Raw genomic sequence first — 16,684 nt, forward strand, 5'->3', positions numbered from 1 at the left:
CGGCCCACCTGATTTCGCCAGACCGCACTCGCTTCTGCCGTTGATCGCGCACCCGATGCGGACCGAAGAACCTGTCGTTGACCCGTACTACGTTGTGCGGGTGGCCGATATCTATGAGCTCGCGCTCTCCCTGGACCTGCACGCCGACCTGTCGACATTGGATGTCGCAGAGTTGCGCTGGCAGATCGGCCAAGGGCCGGCGCCCGAAGACGAGGTTCGGCTCTCACGAGGCTGTGTCTCCGTTGTGGAGGACGAGGACGGGGAGCTGGACTGCACAGAACCGCAACCGTTTCTCGACCAGAGCGGCGATGCGTGGAAGATCGACGGCGCGCTGGGCTCGAGCCTCGAGAGGACCGCGACCGGCTGGCGTCTGGAAGCCCGGCAAGAGGTTCATCCCGACGACTTCGAGGCACTGGAAGGTCTGTTGATCTGGCTGTCTCGCCAGGTTGATTCCGGCTGGGCCGCCGCGGATGGTTCCGTCGAGATCGGCCGCCTCCGCTGGTACGAGGACCTGGACTCCCAGCCGCTCCTCGTTCGAGAGGACAGCGTCCTCTGGCCCTGATCCGGGCCCGGCCGAGGGTACGCATCTGCCGATGACAAGACTCGATGCCTGCTCGATGATTTGGTCGCGAAGACGGGAATCGAACCCGCGCCCTCCCGTCTGAGCGAATGGTGCTCTACCAACTAAGCTACTTCGCGACCGCTGGCAAGCGTAGAGCTCGAAAACAATTGCGGCAAGGGGCTTCCGTTGACTGGAGCGCGTTCAGAAGAGCTTCGTCAGTGATCCCCACAGCGTCCTCAACCTGCTGCCCGGAGCAAGCGAGTCCTGTTCGCGAAGAAGCCGAACCGCTTCCAGATCATCCAGCATCCACTGCGGCACTCGATCGCGTGGATACATCTCCAGATCCTCTTCGACGCCGAATTCGCTGTAGCACCATGCATCTGGCCTGCCATAGTCGAACTGGGTGGTGAATTCGCCAGTGGACAGGATGTGGAAGTCCAGGCGGAACCAGGTGCCTGCGCCAGGCGCGGACATGCTCGCGCGCAGGAGTTGCAGCGCCGGCGGAAAGTCGGGATCCTCGTCCAGCCAGCCCGTGAACGGGCCATCGGCCGTGTCAACCCCGATCTCGAGTGTCGTCATCGATCGACCAACCACGGTGTAGGACCCGTCGATCTCCGTCCACTCCAAAGGCATTCCGTCCACGAACATCTTGCTGCGGAGGTAGTCGAGAACCTCCTGCAGCAGCTCCTCGCGCGTGCGGTCGCCGTCCGGAAGCTCGGCATCGGCTGACAAGCTCATCTCACGTACCGATCATCCTCGGAGGGTCATCCCCCGGCACCGGAATCCGCCGTTACGTCGATCGGCCCTGACTGCCCCCACCAGGGCAGCGCAGAAGCCGCCGAACAGGATGGCTCCTGCCAGAAGGATTCCGACCCCGGCAAGGACGGTCGCGAGCACCGGGACACCGAAGCCGAAGTACATGGAGAACGGGCTCGACAGCACTACGCCGACAAAGCTCCCGATCAGGGCCGCGACGACCACGGGCCGGTCTTTCATGAATCCGACTCTAGCCCTCAGGCAGTCGATCGCCCGCTCGAGAGACTCGCATCTCACTGAAACCTCGACAAAGCCGAGGTCCACAGCAGCATGCCGCCCTCGCTTGTCTCTTGACGCGGCCGTGCCGGGGCTACGCGCGGCAGGATCCTCGGCCGTGCAACTGGCCGAGCTGATCTGGCGTCGACCGAACGCACCATACTGCCGAGTTGAGTGCATGACCGTCGTCCGCTGGGACCATCCGGTCCCGGCGGCCACGTATTTCTCCCTCTGGATGGCTAGTGAGTGGTTGATGTATGCCGAGGTCCTGGCGGCTTCTCCGATAGCACAAACGGGGCTGCTGCTTGAGTGGCTTGCGCGACCTACTGGGCACCAAAGACTCGCCGACCTTGTTCCGTGACGTCTTCGGAGGCGAGGATCCAGCTTAGGGCGCGCGTCACCTGAATCAGGTCGAGATTGGGCTGTCGGGGGATGTGGGTATCGTTCCGGCAGTCGGCAATTGAAGATCGGGGTGGCGTGGAAGAGAACAGTTTTTGGTCCGGGTTGGGAGCAGAGATTCCAGAGTTCCTGGCTCCGGACTACGACGATGAGGGGGTGCAGTTCTCCCGCCAAGATGACGTCGTGCTGTTGCGTGATGTCCGCACCGGTGGGCGGGTGGTCTTCACGGTCAATGGAAATTCCGTCGAGGTCTTTGTCGACTTGCCCTCCGATGCTGCGGAAAAGCCGCGCCTGATGGCGGTGATCGGGTCGGAGATGAGCGGGCGGACGTGGAGAACGGGTTGGCGGCAAGGTGCGAACCTTGACTATCGGCAGCAAGTTTCGGAATCGGTGCTGCGGGTGATGCGGGACGGTCTGGGTATCGACCCGTCCGGGCTGCGGTACAGCGCTTGGGGTGACGGCGGGCCCGACCAGTGGGGACTATGCCGATCTGTCGTTGTTCCAGCCCGTCCTACCGACCGTGGTGCACCCGAGACATGCAGCGGTTGGGAGGATTTCGGGGAACGGCTCGAATGGGTGCTAACCACACTACCGATGCGCGCGCCGATGGTCCTCGTGGTTCGCTCGGGTGGCCAGGCGGTGGGCTTCCTCCAGTTCTACCGCTATTTCCAGCACTATCGGCTCAGTCGCGCTGTCATACATGCCTCTTCCGGTATCTACTCGGCCGCTGCGGTCGAGTCGCTGAAACGGGCTATGGCTCAGCTCGGTTGGGTATCGACGGATCAGACGGGTGGGCCGCAACCTGCGCCGCCGGTCGCCGATGGGGACCAGGTTTGGGTCGGTCCGCCGGTGTGGGACAACGCGTTTGGTGTGCGCGAAGACGCTGTGCCGTGGATTGTCGATACATTCCGGGATGCGCTGGGGGTAGCGGATCCTGGCGAGCTTCGTCTCGAATGCACCACGCTGCAAACCAGTTATATCGGAGCTGAACTCGGTGTCGTCGATCATCGACAACGTGTGGCGAGTGAGGTGCTGACCCGGGAGCAGTGCCAGAGTTGGGACAACTTCATCGACCGGCTCGACTGCGTGTTAGCGGCACTGCCGGTCGGGGGGCTGATCCACTTGATGGCCGACCTGCGCACCGACGCGGCGTGCGTTTCGCAATGGGTCGAACGGAGGTCGGGTACAAGCACATACGAATACGGCGCCTCGCAGTACGGCCTCACCAGCGAGGAGTCGACCGGGCTGGCCGGCGGCCTCATCGAGTCTGGTTGCCACCCTGTCGATGGTGGCAGCGGATATTGGCAGGATTCCAGCAGTGACACGCGTGCCTTATCCGAACGCGTCGTTTGGATACTCCGTGAAGTACTTGCTGTAGCCGGCCCAGCGGACCTTCGATACCAAGCGTTCCAGGACGACCCGGAAAACGAACTGCCCCAGATCTACCGGGATCTCGGGGTGAACTGATAACGGTCGCCGGCACTCGCCAGCAGCAGCCGTCAGAGAGAACCTTCATCGCGGAGGACCTGGTTCGGTCAACAAATGTGCGGGAGGCTCGGGTGGATAAGCGCGGTTCGGTCCCACCCCGAGCGACCTCTCACGGTGTCTCTGGCGTTCCAATCCGGAACCTGGTATGCGCCGTCTGCGATTGCGGTGTCGATGATCGTCAACGCTTTCGCAGGCAGAGTTGCAGGTCCTCGGTGAGGCCCGCGGTGAATTCATCCCAGTCGGTCACGACAGTGCCTGTTCGTCCCGCCACGGCACACCGTTGCCGCACAGTTCATCTGGCGTAGGCAGCGATACTGCAGACCGACAACGGCCGGTTCCACTCACTGACCGTCTCGTTCTTCTGAGCGTGCCGCGGAGGCGGTGTATCGCGCGTGAATAGGGCCGCCCCGGATGTCAGGGGTGCGTCGTACGGTCTGTGTGTAGTGACACGAAGATCGCGCTCCACGCGGGCTCGCACGCACTGGACCGAGTCCACCACTCACGAAGAGAGAATGTCGTGAACCCGATTCCACTCGGCCCGAATCCGGCCGGCGACCTGTGCATGCGCATTCGCGCCGCGTTACCGGCCAGCATGTATCAGATGGTCTGGACCCCTTCGGGTTTCGATGTGCTCGTCAACGACGCCAACCCGGGTGGCGGCAAGCGAATCCGAGAGCTGGTCCACCATGTCCGCCTGAATACACACGACTACACCGTATCGATTCTCGACGAATGGCAGGAACACGACGGCGGTGAGATCAGCTACCACGGTGGGCGGCTCTACCGCACCTCCGGCCGGATCGTGTTCGGTCGGCGACCTGACGGCAAGATCGGAATCGTAGAAAGAGAGTCTTTCTCCATCACTGACGGACGGAGCGAGATCTGCCGGATCGCCGAGGAGCTCGGCTGGGGAACAAAATCCGGCGTCGAAGACATGACCGCCATGTACATCATCACGGCGTTCGGAGTCCTCGGAGCCCTGGGCACGCTGGTCGCCTGGCTGCTGGCCTGACGAGCACGATGCCTCGACATCCCGGGTGTCTACAACCCCGGTCATTCGACAGAGGCCACCCCCGACCAGCCACACATAGTGTTCCCGGCATGACCACAACCGAGCGTCCCGAAGTATTCACCCCCTCCATCAGCGACGACGACCGAGCGCAACTGCACTCGCTGATCGCGGACTTGGAGGACGGATTCAACAGCAAGCGGGCCGCCGTCCTCGACCGGCCGTTCGCGCGGGACGCGGTGGTCATCGTTCCCGACGGCACACTCATTCGCGGGTGGGACGAGCTGTTCGCTTATCACACCGCGCGGCTGGCCAACGTCGTCGCGAGTTGGACCACGCGGGTCCGGGTGCTGAGCATGGCGACGCTCGACCAGGACACGGCGGTGGTGCATTTCAAACAGGAGACCTCCACGCCCGACCGTGTATTCGCCAACCACGGGACGGTGGTCGCGGTGCGGCGCGCTGGCGCGTGGTGGATCAGCGCGCTGCACAACACCAACATCGCGTGACTGCTCATCGACCACGTCGAAATGGCTTTGCCCGCAGCGGGAATCGGGCGCTAGCGTACCCATCGACCTCGCCTGAGGCGCGTTGGCCGCCGGATGAGCGCGTCCGCTGTTTCGGAGAGGGCAGTTGCCCGTTCGAGTCGGGCCGAGGTCCGGAGGGGTCCGCGTAGCTACGCGGGCCCCTCGAGCCATTCTTCCCCGCGATCGATCTCTCCACTGCCAATTCCGGCCGAGCGGTAATGGTTAGCGCCGCAACGCGATACAGCCGGAGAAGGCGCGGCGAGGGAGGTACGACGTGGCCGAAGACGCCCCGGAGGGAGGGCGCAGCCGATACCGATTGCGCTGGAACGTGATCGGCCGACTACTTGTGGCATCCGGAGCGCTGTACGTGCTCATCTGGATCGCCACGGTCATAGTGAACACCACGTGGATCACACCCACCGACGAACCCATCTATCGGATCAAACAGGTACCCATCAGCATCCCCCTGACCCCGACGACACCGTCGAGTCCACCGCCCTCGGACACCCCGAACACGCCACCACGCTGAGGACATCCACCCATTCGGAACAAGCCCTCCGGCCATGTCACCAATTCGTGACGTCCCGATGTTTGCCAAGGAATTACTATCACTCGGTGGCTAACCAACCACCACCGTGATCGGACTCGAGTTCCTCTAGAACACGCGGACACCCGCGTCATGACCGTGCCGATGCCCGAAATTCGCCACCCTTCAGCCATCGGCTCAGGGACAGGAGCGACATGAACAGCAGCCGGAGAGTGGCAGTACTCGCCGTGGCCGCCGCGGCGGGCCTGGCGGCGGTTCCCGCCGGCGCAGACGATCCCGCCGAAGTCCGGGTCGACGCCCAGGTCGCCGACGGCAGGGGCGTCATCACCGTCCAGGACGGCACCATCCAGGTCAATCCGGACAGCGTGGTCATCGCCGACGCGAGCGGCGCACTCGTCCGCACGATCCCGAGGTACTTCCGGCTGGACGATTTCCGGTTCCCCGTCGACCTCGTCGTCGACGCCGACAAGGTAACTCTCACACCGGTTCTCGACACCGACCGTGCGGAATACGACCCCGCGGTTCCACCCCCGACCCCCGCACAGCCCGTGACGCCGCCCCAGGTCTGGGAGGGCGCCGCGATCGGAGCGGTGGCGGGCGGCATCACCGGCGCGGCGGCCGGATGCTTCATCGGCGCCGGGATCGGCGCGATCGTGGGCGGGGTGATGGCCGCGGCCCTGGCCCCGTTCGTGGTCCTCACGGTCGTGCCCGAGGCGCCGGAGACGGGTGCGGGGCTCCTCGCGCTACCGATCGGCGGGGCCGTGGGCGGGTGCGTGCTGGCGGGCGCGCTGGGAGCGGGCGGCGGTGCGGTCACAGGGGCCCTCGTCGGCGCGGCTATCGGCCAAGGCGTCGCCAACATGACGACCAACCCGCCCCCGCCGAACCCCTGACCTCACGCGAGAACTTCTCCCGCCGGCACCGCAGCGGCGATGACCCCGGTGCCGAGCGCGTTGGGCGGCCGAGCAGATCGTGCAGATCGCCGCCTGCAGGGTGTGCCAACGCATCCATGACGGCAGTCAACACCGGATACCCCACTCGGCGAGCATCCCGGAACAATGGCCGGTGTGGAAGAGGTGAAAATCGTTGTCGCCCATCAACAGCGCGTGACTGTGCGGGTAGGTGATGTGTTTCTCAAGATCGACGGTGACCAGGCACGACTGGACGCCGAGGTCACGGCAATGGTGGCCGCGCCGATCCCGACACCGAATATCCTGTGGCGCAAGCCCTCCGTGCTCGCACTCTCGGCCTTACGCGGATCCGCGCTGGGCCGGCTCGGCGAGCCGTCGTCCGCAGCACCAGCCGCGTGGGCTGCGGCGGGCGAGGCGCTTCGGACACTGCACAACGCACCGCTGCCACCACGACCCACGCGCACGCCGAACCACCTCGCAGCCGAACTCGATACCGAGTGCGCGTGGCTGGTCCGGAACGATGTCCTTCCCGCCGAGACAATCACAGCCAACCGCGAGATCGCGCAGGCCGCGATCCGGTCGTTCACGCCGGTGTTCATCCACGGGGATCTGCAGCTCGAGCACGTGTTCGTCGATGGAGACGAAATCACCGGGGTTATCGACTGGTCCGAGGCGGCACAGGGTGATCCGGCATACGACATCGCCACCCTGACGCTCGGTCACCCGGAACACCTAGAGGATGTCCTGTCGGGCTACGGCACCCCCGTGGATCTCGATGTGATCCGGGCGTGGTGGTCGGCGCGAAGTCTGCGCGGTGTGCGATGGCTGATCGAGCACGGCGTCGATCCCGGGGCGCCGGGGCGCGAGATCGACGTGCTCAGGGCTCAGGCGAGCCGGCGCGACACCAACCGGGCGTCGTGAAACAGAATGCCTGGCAAGCATTGCGCCAACAGCGAAACGGGATGCCGCACCGGTGCCGAGCTGACAGGGTCGACACCATGGAGACCGAGCTACGGGAAGCCGAGCGGCGACTGCAGGCGGCGCAGTTGGGCGGGGACGTCCAGGCGCTGGACGAGTTGCTCGACGATCGGCTGATCTTCACCTTCGGCGCGGACACTTTCACCAAAGCCGACGACCTCGAGGTGCACCGCACGCGAGCTCAGGTGCTGACCAAGGTCGAGGAAGAAAAGCTGACCGTGCTCGTCGAGGGCACCACCGGGGTCACGTGGTTCCTCGGTGTACTGGAAGGGAGTGTCCAGGGGGCGCCGTTCGCGGCGCGGATGCGCTACACCCGCACGTGGGCACACGACGTCTCGCGGGGATGGCGGGTCGTTGCCGCTCACGCCTCGACAGTGGAGTGAGCAGGGCTTTCGGCCGCTATTCGATTCGCTCCTGGGTGATCCCGGGTATCGCGCGGCTCGGGTGCTGATGGCCTGAGATAGAGGTCCCGATGCAGTCGACGAGGTGTCAGTCGACGACGCAGAACGTCGGAACGCTCCACGCGTACGCGCACAGCGCGGCGGTGACCACAATTCCCACGACCGCACCGACGATCACACTCCGGGCGCGATTCTCCTGCACTGCGGGCGCCGAATCCACGCGCGGGCGGGTTCGCAACACCGCGGCGATATGAAGAAGGGCGCCGGCCCCGAGAGCGCCTGTGGCACCCCACAACGTCAGAACCGCAAACCCCTCGGTCATCGGCGGAATCCGGTTCACGTCGAGGTGGTGAGTGAACGTCGCAATTCCCGTGTGCTGCAACACGAGTACACCGAACAGCAGCCACACGACTCCCGCCGATCCCAACCCGCCCCGCACCCGGCCGACGAGTGAACCGGCTCGATCCGGGCGCGACACATCCGCCTCGGTCGCGATCACGGACAGCACCAGGGCCGAGCCCACCAAGGCTCCGACAATCAGCAGCGATCTCTCGAATGCGCTTCCCGTGGGAGCCGACCAGCACGGCGAAAGGTCAGGGAAAGGAAGTAGGCCGACTCCAACCCCCACGACCGCAAGTCCGGCTCCCGCACCGAACAGCCCACGCCGCCATCGCAACAACTTGTGCCCGCCACGCTTCCGCGACGACGCTGTTTCGATCATCAATGCCCCACCCTGTCGGCCCGAATACCACCGCCCCGGAGCTACCGGCGTGCACGGCCGTTGCCCGCTCCACTCGATGGTCGGCGAAGCCTATCGACAAGCTCCGACAACGCTCGAATATGTCCGCCCCGAACCACTTTGGACGAACAACGCGCTGACACTCGCCATCGACCAGCACAGAGTTCAGACGAGCCGCCGGCACCCATCGGTCGACCGAACCCACCGGCACGAAGCGGAGCGCCTCGAAGCGGTAACCCGCCCATCGGCGAACAACCCACCCCACCCCACCTTGATACGCTCCCCGCGAAAACACGCGGGTCGAGCGAAGAGGTTGGCATGGGAGTCTGGGGTCCGGGGAACTTCGACAGCGACACCGCCGCGGACGGGCTCGGGGAAATCACCGACCTGCTCATCGGGAACATCAGTGAGCAATTCCAGGACCCGGAGGACGACACGCCTCTCGAGCCGGACGAGTGGGGCGGGGACATGGTCCCGGCCTGGCTCGAGATTCTGGTGCAGCTGGCCGAACCGGCAAGGGTGGGAACGACATTCCCGGCGGCGGCCACGCTGGGTGAGTGGCGGGAGCGGTACCTGCGAGTGTGGGACGGGTACATCGACGAGCTCGGGCCGGACGAGGAATTCAAGACCGCGCGGCGTGCCACGCTCGCGGGGACGTTCGATCGCGCCATCGCCGTCGCCACCGCGAGGGAGCGGGAAGAAGCCGAGTACGCGGGGTAGCGCCGGGGCGAGTACGAACCGCCCCGGCGCCACATCATGTCACTCCGAGGCTGTCTCCCCGGCGCACGGCCGAGCGCATCGGGCTGCCGAAAGACAACCCAGAACCTCAGGCGGCGGCCGGGTTCTCCAGCACGAGCGCCACGCCCTGCCCGGACCCGACACACACCCCGATCGCCCCGTACCGCGCGTTGCGCTCGCGCAGCTCGGTCGCCAGGGTCAGCACGTACCGGCCACCGGTCGCGCCGAAGGGATGGCCGATCGCCACCGACCCGCCGTTGGGCGTCAGCTTCTCGTCGGGAATCGTGAAACCGCCCAGCTGATTGGGCAATTCGCGCAGCACGCCGAGCGCCTGCGCACTGAACGCCTCGTGCACCTCCCACACGTCGATCTGCTCGGGCGCGAGACCGGCCCGCTCGAGCGCCAGCGGCAGCGCCCACGCCGGCGCCAGCCCCATGTACTGCGGGTCGATCCCGTACACCGCGGACGACACGACCCGGGCCAGCGGCTCCACCCCGAGCTCGGCGGCCCGCTCCCCCGAGGCCAGCACCAGCGCGCTGGCGCCGTCGGTCAGCGGCGTCGAGTTGCCCGCGGTCATCTGTGTCGTGCCCGGCTGCGGGGGCAGGGCGGCCAGGCGTTCGGCCGTGGTGTCCTCGCGGATGAACTCGTCGTGCTCGAACAACCGGGCGGGTGTCTTGCGCGTGCCCGGGATCTCGACCGGCATGATCTCCTTCGCCAGCCGCCCGGAGTTCCTGGCCGCCAGCGCGTTTCGCTGGGTACGCAGGGCGAACGCGTCGATCTCCTCGCGCGTCAGCCCGTAGCGGTCGGCCACCTTCTGCGCGGTCTCGATCATGCCGATGTAGGCGTTGCGCCCCAGCAGCGCCGGATTCGCCGGACCGCCCGCGCCCGCCCACATCGTGTCGAGCAGGATCTGCGGACCCCGGGGCGCGAACGCGGCGTCGCCCTTCATGTACGCGTAGCCCGAGCGCGACATCGACTCGACGCCACAGGCGATCCCGACGCCCAGGTCTCCGGCCTTGATCGCGTGCGCGACATTGATCGTCGCGCTCAGCGACGACGCGCAGAACCGGTTGATCGTCGCGCCGGCGGCGGTGTCCGGGAAACCGGCCGCCAGGGCCGCCCACCGGGCGATGTCACCCATGCCCTCGTGGGCGGGATTCACACAGCCCGCGACGATGTCCTCGATCTGATCCAGCGGGACACCGACGCGCTCGCACGCGCCCTTCATGGTCATACCCAGCAGGTCGTCGGTCCGAATATGCGACAGCGAACCACCGTATCGAGCGAACGGGGTCCGGACACCACCGAGCACGAACGCTTCCGTCATGACATCTCCTTCGATCGTGTCCTCGAAGCTGCTTCGAACGAGCCGAGTCAGCGTTTTCGATCTTGCCAGCCGGAGCGCTGTTCCAGGCGAAAGACTTCGTCCCGTGCGGTTTTCGCCCTACGCGGCCCGCCCGCGCAACCAGCGCCGATAGCCGCGCAGCGCGCGCCGCTGGAGCAGGGTCTCCTTGATCAGCGCCCAGCCGGGATGGATACCCGGGCGCGGGTCGCGCCCCGCACCGAGCCTGCGCAGCTGCTGCCGCACCCGGGCCATGCTCGCCGCGGACGCGACGGCCTTGTCCCGCATCCGCACCGGTGCGATCACGACCGCGGCCGCGGGGTCGTGCCGCCACCGATTCGGCAGCTCGGGGTCCAGCGCCAGCGCACTACCCATACCGACGAGATCGATTCCGCCGGAACGGATTTCCTCGGCCACCGGCAGCCGCACCACCCCGCCGGTCAGCATCAGCGGCAGCGGACTCGAGACCGCGAGGTCTTCGGCGAGCCCGAGGAAGTACGCCTCGCGCGCGCGGGTCCGCTCGTCACCGGCCTGCCCGGTCATGGCGGGGGCTTCGTAACTGCCGCCGGACAGTTCGACCACATCCACGCCCAGCGGGGCAAGCAGCGCGATCACCGCGGCGGCGTCGTCGGCGTCGAATCCGCCGCGCTGGAAATCGGCGGAGTTCAGTTTCACCGCGACGGCGAAGCCGGGCGCGACGACGGCCCGCACCGCGCGCACGATGTCGAGCAGCAGCCTGGCCCGATTCTCCAGCGTCCCGCCCCACTCGTCCGTGCGCCGATTCGACAGCGGCGAGAGGAACTGCGAGAGCAGATAGCCGTGGGCGGCATGGATTTCCACGCCGTCGAACCCCGCGGCCTCGGCCCGGCGCGCCGTCTCGGCGAATCGGCCGACGGTCTGTTCGATCTGCTGCGCGCTCATCGCCACCGGCGCGGCGAAACGCCCGCTGTTGCGGCCGATGTCGACCCGGATCGCCGACGGCGCCCAGGCCACGCCGGGCATGTCCGCGCGAACCTGACGGCCCGGATGGTTGATCTGCATCCACACCCGCGCACCGCCGCTCTTGGCTGCGATCGCCCACTGCCGGAACGGTTCCAGCGGCGACCGCTCGTCCAGGACGACACCGCCCGGACCGGTGAGCGCCTCGGCGTGCACCATCACGTTGCCGGTGATGATCAACCCGGCACCGCCCAGACTCCAGCGGCGGTACAGCTGGAACAGCGCCTCGCCGGGCAGTTGCCCGGGCGCGGCCATGTTCTCCTCCATGGCGGCTTTGGCGAGGCGGTTGGGTATGACGGCCCCGTTCGGGAGGGTGAACGGGTCGAAGACCGGCGAGGTGCGGACGGCCTCGTCGAGCTCGCCCGGGGTAGGGGGTGTCACTGACATCGGTGGCTCCTGCGTACGGTATGTTTACATTGCTAACATGAGGCTAGAAAGGAATGTAAGCAGTGTCAACTTCAGCGAAGGGTGGTTACCATCACGGCGACCTGCGCGCCTCGCTCCTGACCGCCGCGATGCGCATGCTCGAAGCCGGTGAGCCGTTCTCCCTGCGCGCGGTCGCACGCGAGGCGGGCGTCTCCCCAACCGCGCCCTATCGCCACTTCGCGGACCGGGACGCGCTCGAGTCCGCATTGGCCGCCCAGGGCCTGCGCGACCTACGGGAGGATCTGCTCACCGGACGCGAGTTGCCCACGGCCCCGGCGGATCTCGGTGACTTCGCGGTCGCCTACGTCGAGTTCGCTCTGCGCAGGCCCGCGCTGTTCCGCCTGATGTTCGGCAACCCCTGCGACAGGTCGGACGAGGACCGCGCCCGAGCCGCGGAGGAGATCCACGAGCTGCTGCGCTTCGGCATGGGACAGGTCTTCCCCGACGGCGATCGGGAGGCGCTGGCCGCAGCAGGCTGGGGTCTCGCACACGGGCTGGCTTGCCTGCACCTGGACGGCAAGCTGGCCGCGGACTCCCCCGACGCGCGCGCCGCGCAGATTCGCGCCTCCTTCGCGGCGATCCTGTCCGCGCACACATAACCGGCATGTTGACAGTGCTCACATCAGCTTCTAGCCTCATCCGATGTAAGCGCTGTCTACATTAGGGGTTGGTATGGCACCCGCACCACAGCAGGTCGTCGTAGAACTGGGCCGCCACTCGATCGCGGTCCCGAAAGGCGGTCTCTACGACCGCTTTCGGATGAACACCGATCTCGACGCCGTCGCGACGGATCCGCGAGTTCCCGGCGTCGACTTCTTCCGGCGCCTGCCGAAAACCCGGGTCGACTCACCGATCGGGCCCACCTGGACGCCGAACTTCTACTACCGGATCTCCACCGCGCGCCTGACGATGCTCGCGCCGCTGCGGGCGATCCGCGCGCGCCTGCCCCGGGAACTGTCCCCGCTGCAGCTCGCGTCCGGGATCGGGGTCGTATCGGTCATGTTCTTCCGGTACGAGGTGTGCGACATCGACTTCTACACCGAGGCCGCGGTCGGCATCGGCGTGCGGCCCGCGCGGCACGGCGGCCCGGGCCTGTTCGACCTGATCACGGGCCTGGCGAACGATCACCTGCACACGTACGTGCTGTCGCTGCCCGTCAGCAGCGACATCGCCCAGGTGCGCGGTCACGACGGGTACGGGTTCCCGAAGTGGGTCACCGGCATCGACGTCGACATAGACGACGCGCGCGTGGTGGCCCGGGTCGCGAACGCGGACGGCGACACCGACGTGAGCCTGTCCGCGCGCACCCCGCGCCAGGTCACGACCGGTTCGGGTGAACGGATTTCGAGCCTGACCTCCTACACGACCATCGACGGCGCCTGGCATTCGACGCTGAGCCAGACCAACGTCCTGGCCTCCGGCACCGCACAGCTCCCGCGGGGTGTCGAGCTGCGGCTCGGTACCGGCCGGATATCCGACGACATCCGTTCCCTGCGACCGTCGCGAACCATTCGACTCGACGTCATGACGGCCGGGCAGAACGCCCTGCACATGCCGATCCCCACGTCCGTACACGCGGTACCGCAATGACTTTCGAGTTCACAGTCCCTACGACAGCACCGGAGGAACCATGGTCGCGCGTGTTCTGAATGTCGTCACCAACGTCGGGCACTATGACGACCCTTCGCATCCGACCGGGCTCTGGCTGTCCGAGCTCTCGCACGCGTGGGAGGTGTTCGCCGCGAACGGATTCGAGCAGACCCTCGTCAGCCCGGCCGGCGGTCACGTTCCGCTGGAACCACGGTCGCTGAAGTTCCCCAACTACGACAGGTCAGCGAAGTCCTGGCACGGCGATCCGGCCCGAATGGCGTTGCTGGAGAACACCGCCGCGCCCGAGGACATCGCCTCGGCGGACTACGACGCCATCTTCTTCACCGGCGGGCACGCGGTCATGTACGACTTCCCCGACAGCGCCGGGCTGCAGCGGATCACCCGCGAGATCTTCGAGCACGGCGGCATCGTCGCCTCGGTCTGCCACGGGTACTGCGGACTCCTGAACACCGTGCTGTCCGACGGCACCCATCTCGTCGCCGGACGCAAACTCACCGGCTTCGCGTGGCAGGAGGAGGTGCTGGCCCGCGTGGACAAGCTCGTGCCCTACAACGCCGAGGCCGAGGTGAAAAAGCGTGGCGCACTGTATGAGAAGGCCATGCTGCCGTTCGTTCCCTACACGGTGGTGGACGGCACTCTGGTAACCGGGCAGAACCCGGGCTCGGCCAAGCGGACGGCGCGCGCGGTCGCCACACGGCTGGGCGCCGAAAAACCGGGCGATCGGCGGCGTTGACCTCCCCTTCGGCAACGATCGGGCATACGATTCTCGCGGGCAGCGGTGTGCGCCGGTGCCGTCGTCGAGGAACGGAGAGCGCCGTGAGCGTCGCCCTCGTGGTGATCGGCATCGTCCTGGTTGTCATCCTGGTCCAGTTGCTCTGGATCGTGCCCGTCGTGGTCCACTTCCGAGGGAAGAACGCACGGCTGGATCAGGAACTGGCGGCGAGCATGGCCGCCGAGACGGTCATTCTGCCGATGGAGCGCGGCAGCTATCGGGGCTCGACCGTGCCCGGCGCCCCCAAGGTCAAGAACAGCGGGCGAATCGGGCTGACCGGCCGACGCCTGGTCTTCCGCACCGCCACCTCGAAACTGATCGAGATCCCGGTCGCCGCCGTCACCGGCGTCCGGGAGTCCAAGGCGTTCAACGGCGCGGTGCACGGTGGGACCACGCACATGGTGGTGTCGACCGCCGACGGCGAGTACGGCTTCATCCTCTCCGATACCGCACGCTGGATCTCCGGTCTCGACGGGCTGGTTCGGCGCTCGCACTGAGCCATTACGTATCCGGTTGCGGCGCAGTCCTATTCGGGGCGCCGGAACCCGCCGAGACACGCTTCGAGGAGCTCGGCCAGCCGGAGCGGGGTGCGGTCCTCGAGCATCGGCCCGATGAGCTGCACACCTACCGGGAGGCCCTCGGGTGACGGGCCGGTCGGGATCGCGGTGGCGGGCAGGCCGGGCATCGTGGCCGCACCGGCCCACACGAGCTGGTCGAAGTAGGCGTGTGGGGTGCCGTCGATGTCGATCCGGCGGTCGTCGAGTCCGCCGGCGTGGTCGTGCGGGAAAGCGGGGGTCGGGGTGATGGGACAGACCACCACGTCGAACTCGGTGAACAGGTGACGCCACTGCTGCCGGTGAAGCTCGCGGTGGTGGTTCGCTTCGACCCGCTCGCGGTGACTGAGCACCGTGCCTCGCAGGCGCGTCGCGTCCAGGCCGCTGTCGTCCGGACGCAGTGCGGCGGCGCGGGCGCGCAGCTGCTCGTAGACTTCGGCGGGCAGGCTCGCGGCGGCGGTCGACATCATCAGCAGCATGTAGATCGTCGCGGCGTCGGCGAGATCCGGGAGCAGGGAGCTGTGGTGTTCGACGCGGGCGCCCCCGTCCGACAGCGCCCGGGCGACGCGACGCAGGCCCGCGCGCACCGCCGATCCGGTGGGAATGACCGGATGGTCCTCGACGATCAGCACCCGGAAGTCCGACAGTCGCTCGTGACGCGCGGGCGGCAGGGCGAGGTCGTAGCCGACGCCGTGGGTCAGCGGGTCGGGTCCGGCCATGACATCCAGCAGCAGCGTGAGGTCGCTCGAGGTGCGGGCCATCGGACCGGCCACGGCGAGGTCGAGATCGATCGGCAGGGGTGGGGCGGGCGGCGCGATCATGCCCCGGGTCGGTACGAGGCAGAGGGTCGGTTTATGTGCGTAGACGCCGCAGAAATGCGCGGGTGTGCGCAGTGATCCGGCGATGTCCGTGCCTATCGAGAGGGCGCCGAAGCCGGCCGCCAGGGCCGCAGCCGAACCGCCCGACGAGCCGCCCGCGGTGCGGTCGCGATCCCACGGATTCGTGGTGACGCCGTAGATGTCGTTGTAGGTCTGGATATCTCGCAGGGTCACCGGAACGTTGGTCTTCCCGAGAAGCACCGCACCGGCGGATTTCAAACGTGACACCTGCAGCGAGTCCTGCGCAGGAACGTAATTCGCGTACTGCGGCATACCCCAGGTCGTCGGCAGTCCGGCCATGTCGTAGGACTCCTTGACCGTCACCGGAATTCCGAGCAGCGGGCCGTTCTCGCCGCGGGCGCGCGCCCGGTCCGCGTTCCGGGCAGCGGTCCGTGCCCGGTCGAAATCGCGGACGCACATCGCGTTGATCGCCTCGTCGTCGCGCTCGATACGGGCGATCGCCTCCTCCGTCAGTGCCACCGAGGTCACCGCACCCGACCGCAACGCTGTCCCGAGTTCTGCCGCCGATCGAAAGCTCCATTCCATGGAATCGACGGTATGCACGGGCCGCGAAAGCCATAAAATGACTTATCGCGCAACGAGAATCGTGCGGTGCCGTTGTTCCGGGCCGAGCGAATACCTCGATTAACGCCATCCCGGCGGTCAGGACGCCAACAGCGAATACACGCCGGCGGCAAGGGCACGGAATGCGCACCGGGCGCAATGGGAGCGATGTCTCACCGCTCGGTGGCGGAAATCGCCCGCGGCGCACGC

19 protein-coding genes and 1 tRNA gene are annotated in these 16,684 nt (G+C 66.9%); 13 read left to right on the forward strand and 7 right to left on the reverse strand.

What is annotated here, in order from left to right; genetic code table 11:
- The first annotated feature begins 100 nt into the window (after positions 1-100).
- Positions 101-562, forward strand: coding sequence for a hypothetical protein (locus ACWIGI_RS31580; RefSeq protein WP_454206496.1), 462 nt, complete (start codon positions 101-103; stop codon positions 560-562).
- Between the two features lie 61 nt (positions 563-623).
- Here the strand turns inward: ACWIGI_RS31580 and ACWIGI_RS31585 are convergent.
- From ACWIGI_RS31585 to ACWIGI_RS31595, 3 genes are all read right to left on the reverse strand, one after another.
- Positions 624-699, reverse strand: a tRNA-Glu gene (locus ACWIGI_RS31585).
- Between the two features lie 64 nt (positions 700-763).
- Positions 764-1,300, reverse strand: coding sequence for a hypothetical protein (locus tag ACWIGI_RS31590; protein WP_454206498.1), 537 nt, complete (start codon positions 1,298-1,300; stop codon positions 764-766).
- 12 nt (positions 1,301-1,312) lie between these two features.
- Positions 1,313-1,558 (reverse strand): hypothetical protein, encoded by a 246-nt coding sequence (locus tag ACWIGI_RS31595; protein WP_454206500.1) that lies wholly within the window; start codon positions 1,556-1,558, stop codon positions 1,313-1,315.
- 513 nt (positions 1,559-2,071) lie between these two features.
- Between ACWIGI_RS31595 and ACWIGI_RS31600 the strand changes: the two genes are divergently transcribed.
- From ACWIGI_RS31600 to ACWIGI_RS31630, 7 genes are all read left to right on the forward strand, one after another.
- Complete coding sequence (locus ACWIGI_RS31600) at positions 2,072-3,460, forward strand: TY-Chap domain-containing protein (RefSeq protein ID WP_454206502.1); 1,389 nt, start codon at positions 2,072-2,074, stop codon at positions 3,458-3,460.
- Between the two features lie 583 nt (positions 3,461-4,043).
- Positions 4,044-4,493 (forward strand): hypothetical protein, encoded by a 450-nt coding sequence (locus tag ACWIGI_RS31605; protein ID WP_454206504.1) that lies wholly within the window; start codon positions 4,044-4,046, stop codon positions 4,491-4,493.
- Between the two features lie 89 nt (positions 4,494-4,582).
- Positions 4,583-4,999 carry a YybH family protein gene (locus tag ACWIGI_RS31610; RefSeq protein ID WP_454206505.1) on the forward strand — a complete coding sequence of 139 codons (417 nt, stop codon included), beginning with the start codon at positions 4,583-4,585 and terminating at the stop codon, positions 4,997-4,999.
- Positions 5,000-5,291: 292 nt separating this feature from the next.
- Positions 5,292-5,546, forward strand: coding sequence for a hypothetical protein (locus tag ACWIGI_RS31615; RefSeq protein WP_454206507.1), 255 nt, complete (start codon positions 5,292-5,294; stop codon positions 5,544-5,546).
- A gap of 212 nt (positions 5,547-5,758) precedes the next feature.
- On the forward strand, positions 5,759-6,454 hold the full coding sequence (locus ACWIGI_RS31620) for a hypothetical protein (RefSeq protein ID WP_454206509.1): 696 nt from the start codon (positions 5,759-5,761) through the stop codon (positions 6,452-6,454).
- A gap of 165 nt (positions 6,455-6,619) precedes the next feature.
- Positions 6,620-7,393: a phosphotransferase gene (locus ACWIGI_RS31625; RefSeq protein ID WP_454206511.1), complete on the forward strand. Its 774-nt coding sequence runs from the start codon at positions 6,620-6,622 to the stop codon at positions 7,391-7,393.
- A 77-nt stretch (positions 7,394-7,470) separates the two neighbouring features.
- Complete coding sequence (locus tag ACWIGI_RS31630; RefSeq protein ID WP_454206513.1) at positions 7,471-7,833, forward strand: nuclear transport factor 2 family protein; 363 nt, start codon at positions 7,471-7,473, stop codon at positions 7,831-7,833.
- Positions 7,834-7,939: 106 nt separating this feature from the next.
- Here ACWIGI_RS31630 and ACWIGI_RS31635 read toward each other — a convergent pair whose 3' ends face one another.
- Positions 7,940-8,374 (reverse strand): hypothetical protein, encoded by a 435-nt coding sequence (locus ACWIGI_RS31635; protein WP_454206515.1) that lies wholly within the window; start codon positions 8,372-8,374, stop codon positions 7,940-7,942.
- A gap of 534 nt (positions 8,375-8,908) precedes the next feature.
- Between ACWIGI_RS31635 and ACWIGI_RS31640 the strand changes: the two genes are divergently transcribed.
- Positions 8,909-9,310 (forward strand): DUF4259 domain-containing protein, encoded by a 402-nt coding sequence (locus ACWIGI_RS31640; RefSeq protein WP_454206517.1) that lies wholly within the window; start codon positions 8,909-8,911, stop codon positions 9,308-9,310.
- Positions 9,311-9,416: 106 nt separating this feature from the next.
- Here the strand turns inward: ACWIGI_RS31640 and ACWIGI_RS31645 are convergent, their stop codons facing one another.
- Positions 9,417-10,655, reverse strand: coding sequence for a thiolase family protein (locus ACWIGI_RS31645; protein ID WP_454206519.1), 1,239 nt, complete (start codon positions 10,653-10,655; stop codon positions 9,417-9,419).
- A gap of 117 nt (positions 10,656-10,772) precedes the next feature.
- Positions 10,773-12,056, reverse strand: coding sequence for an NADH:flavin oxidoreductase/NADH oxidase family protein (locus ACWIGI_RS31650; RefSeq protein WP_454206521.1), 1,284 nt, complete (start codon positions 12,054-12,056; stop codon positions 10,773-10,775).
- 62 nt (positions 12,057-12,118) lie between these two features.
- Between ACWIGI_RS31650 and ACWIGI_RS31655 the strand changes: the two genes are divergently transcribed.
- The 4 genes from ACWIGI_RS31655 to ACWIGI_RS31670 all read left to right on the forward strand — a co-directional run bounded on the left by ACWIGI_RS31655 (position 12,119) and on the right by ACWIGI_RS31670 (position 14,975).
- Positions 12,119-12,694, forward strand: a complete 576-nt coding sequence (locus ACWIGI_RS31655) for a TetR/AcrR family transcriptional regulator (RefSeq protein WP_454206522.1) — start codon at positions 12,119-12,121, stop codon at positions 12,692-12,694.
- A 73-nt stretch (positions 12,695-12,767) separates the two neighbouring features.
- Positions 12,768-13,685, forward strand: coding sequence for an acetoacetate decarboxylase family protein (locus ACWIGI_RS31660; protein ID WP_454206524.1), 918 nt, complete (start codon positions 12,768-12,770; stop codon positions 13,683-13,685).
- A gap of 40 nt (positions 13,686-13,725) precedes the next feature.
- Positions 13,726-14,439, forward strand: coding sequence for a type 1 glutamine amidotransferase domain-containing protein (locus tag ACWIGI_RS31665; protein ID WP_454206526.1), 714 nt, complete (start codon positions 13,726-13,728; stop codon positions 14,437-14,439).
- Between the two features lie 83 nt (positions 14,440-14,522).
- Positions 14,523-14,975 carry a hypothetical protein gene (locus tag ACWIGI_RS31670; RefSeq protein ID WP_454206528.1) on the forward strand — a complete coding sequence of 151 codons (453 nt, stop codon included), beginning with the start codon at positions 14,523-14,525 and terminating at the stop codon, positions 14,973-14,975.
- A 29-nt stretch (positions 14,976-15,004) separates the two neighbouring features.
- Here ACWIGI_RS31670 and ACWIGI_RS31675 read toward each other — a convergent pair whose 3' ends face one another.
- Positions 15,005-16,456 carry an amidase gene (locus tag ACWIGI_RS31675; RefSeq protein WP_454206530.1) on the reverse strand — a complete coding sequence of 484 codons (1,452 nt, stop codon included), beginning with the start codon at positions 16,454-16,456 and terminating at the stop codon, positions 15,005-15,007.
- Between the last annotated feature and the right edge of the window lie 228 nt (positions 16,457-16,684).

The organism is Nocardia sp. NPDC055321 (assembly GCF_053645575.1).

Coding starts and splice junctions, on each gene's coding strand:
- ACWIGI_RS31630 (WP_454206513.1), top strand. CDS start 7,471: ATGGAGACCGAGCTACGGGAAGCCGAGCGGCGACTGCAGGCGGCGCAG.
- ACWIGI_RS31610 (WP_454206505.1), top strand. CDS start 4,583: ATGACCACAACCGAGCGTCCCGAAGTATTCACCCCCTCCATCAGCGAC.
- ACWIGI_RS31640 (WP_454206517.1), top strand. CDS start 8,909: ATGGGAGTCTGGGGTCCGGGGAACTTCGACAGCGACACCGCCGCGGAC.
- ACWIGI_RS31650 (WP_454206521.1), bottom strand. CDS start 12,056: ATGTCAGTGACACCCCCTACCCCGGGCGAGCTCGACGAGGCCGTCCGC.
- ACWIGI_RS31675 (WP_454206530.1), bottom strand. CDS start 16,456: ATGGAATGGAGCTTTCGATCGGCGGCAGAACTCGGGACAGCGTTGCGG.
- ACWIGI_RS31665 (WP_454206526.1), top strand. CDS start 13,726: ATGGTCGCGCGTGTTCTGAATGTCGTCACCAACGTCGGGCACTATGAC.
- ACWIGI_RS31605 (WP_454206504.1), top strand. CDS start 4,044: ATGCGCATTCGCGCCGCGTTACCGGCCAGCATGTATCAGATGGTCTGG.
- ACWIGI_RS31590 (WP_454206498.1), bottom strand. CDS start 1,300: ATGAGCTTGTCAGCCGATGCCGAGCTTCCGGACGGCGACCGCACGCGC.
- ACWIGI_RS31625 (WP_454206511.1), top strand. CDS start 6,620: ATGGCCGGTGTGGAAGAGGTGAAAATCGTTGTCGCCCATCAACAGCGC.
- ACWIGI_RS31660 (WP_454206524.1), top strand. CDS start 12,768: ATGGCACCCGCACCACAGCAGGTCGTCGTAGAACTGGGCCGCCACTCG.
- ACWIGI_RS31645 (WP_454206519.1), bottom strand. CDS start 10,655: ATGACGGAAGCGTTCGTGCTCGGTGGTGTCCGGACCCCGTTCGCTCGA.
- ACWIGI_RS31595 (WP_454206500.1), bottom strand. CDS start 1,558: ATGAAAGACCGGCCCGTGGTCGTCGCGGCCCTGATCGGGAGCTTTGTC.
- ACWIGI_RS31620 (WP_454206509.1), top strand. CDS start 5,759: ATGAACAGCAGCCGGAGAGTGGCAGTACTCGCCGTGGCCGCCGCGGCG.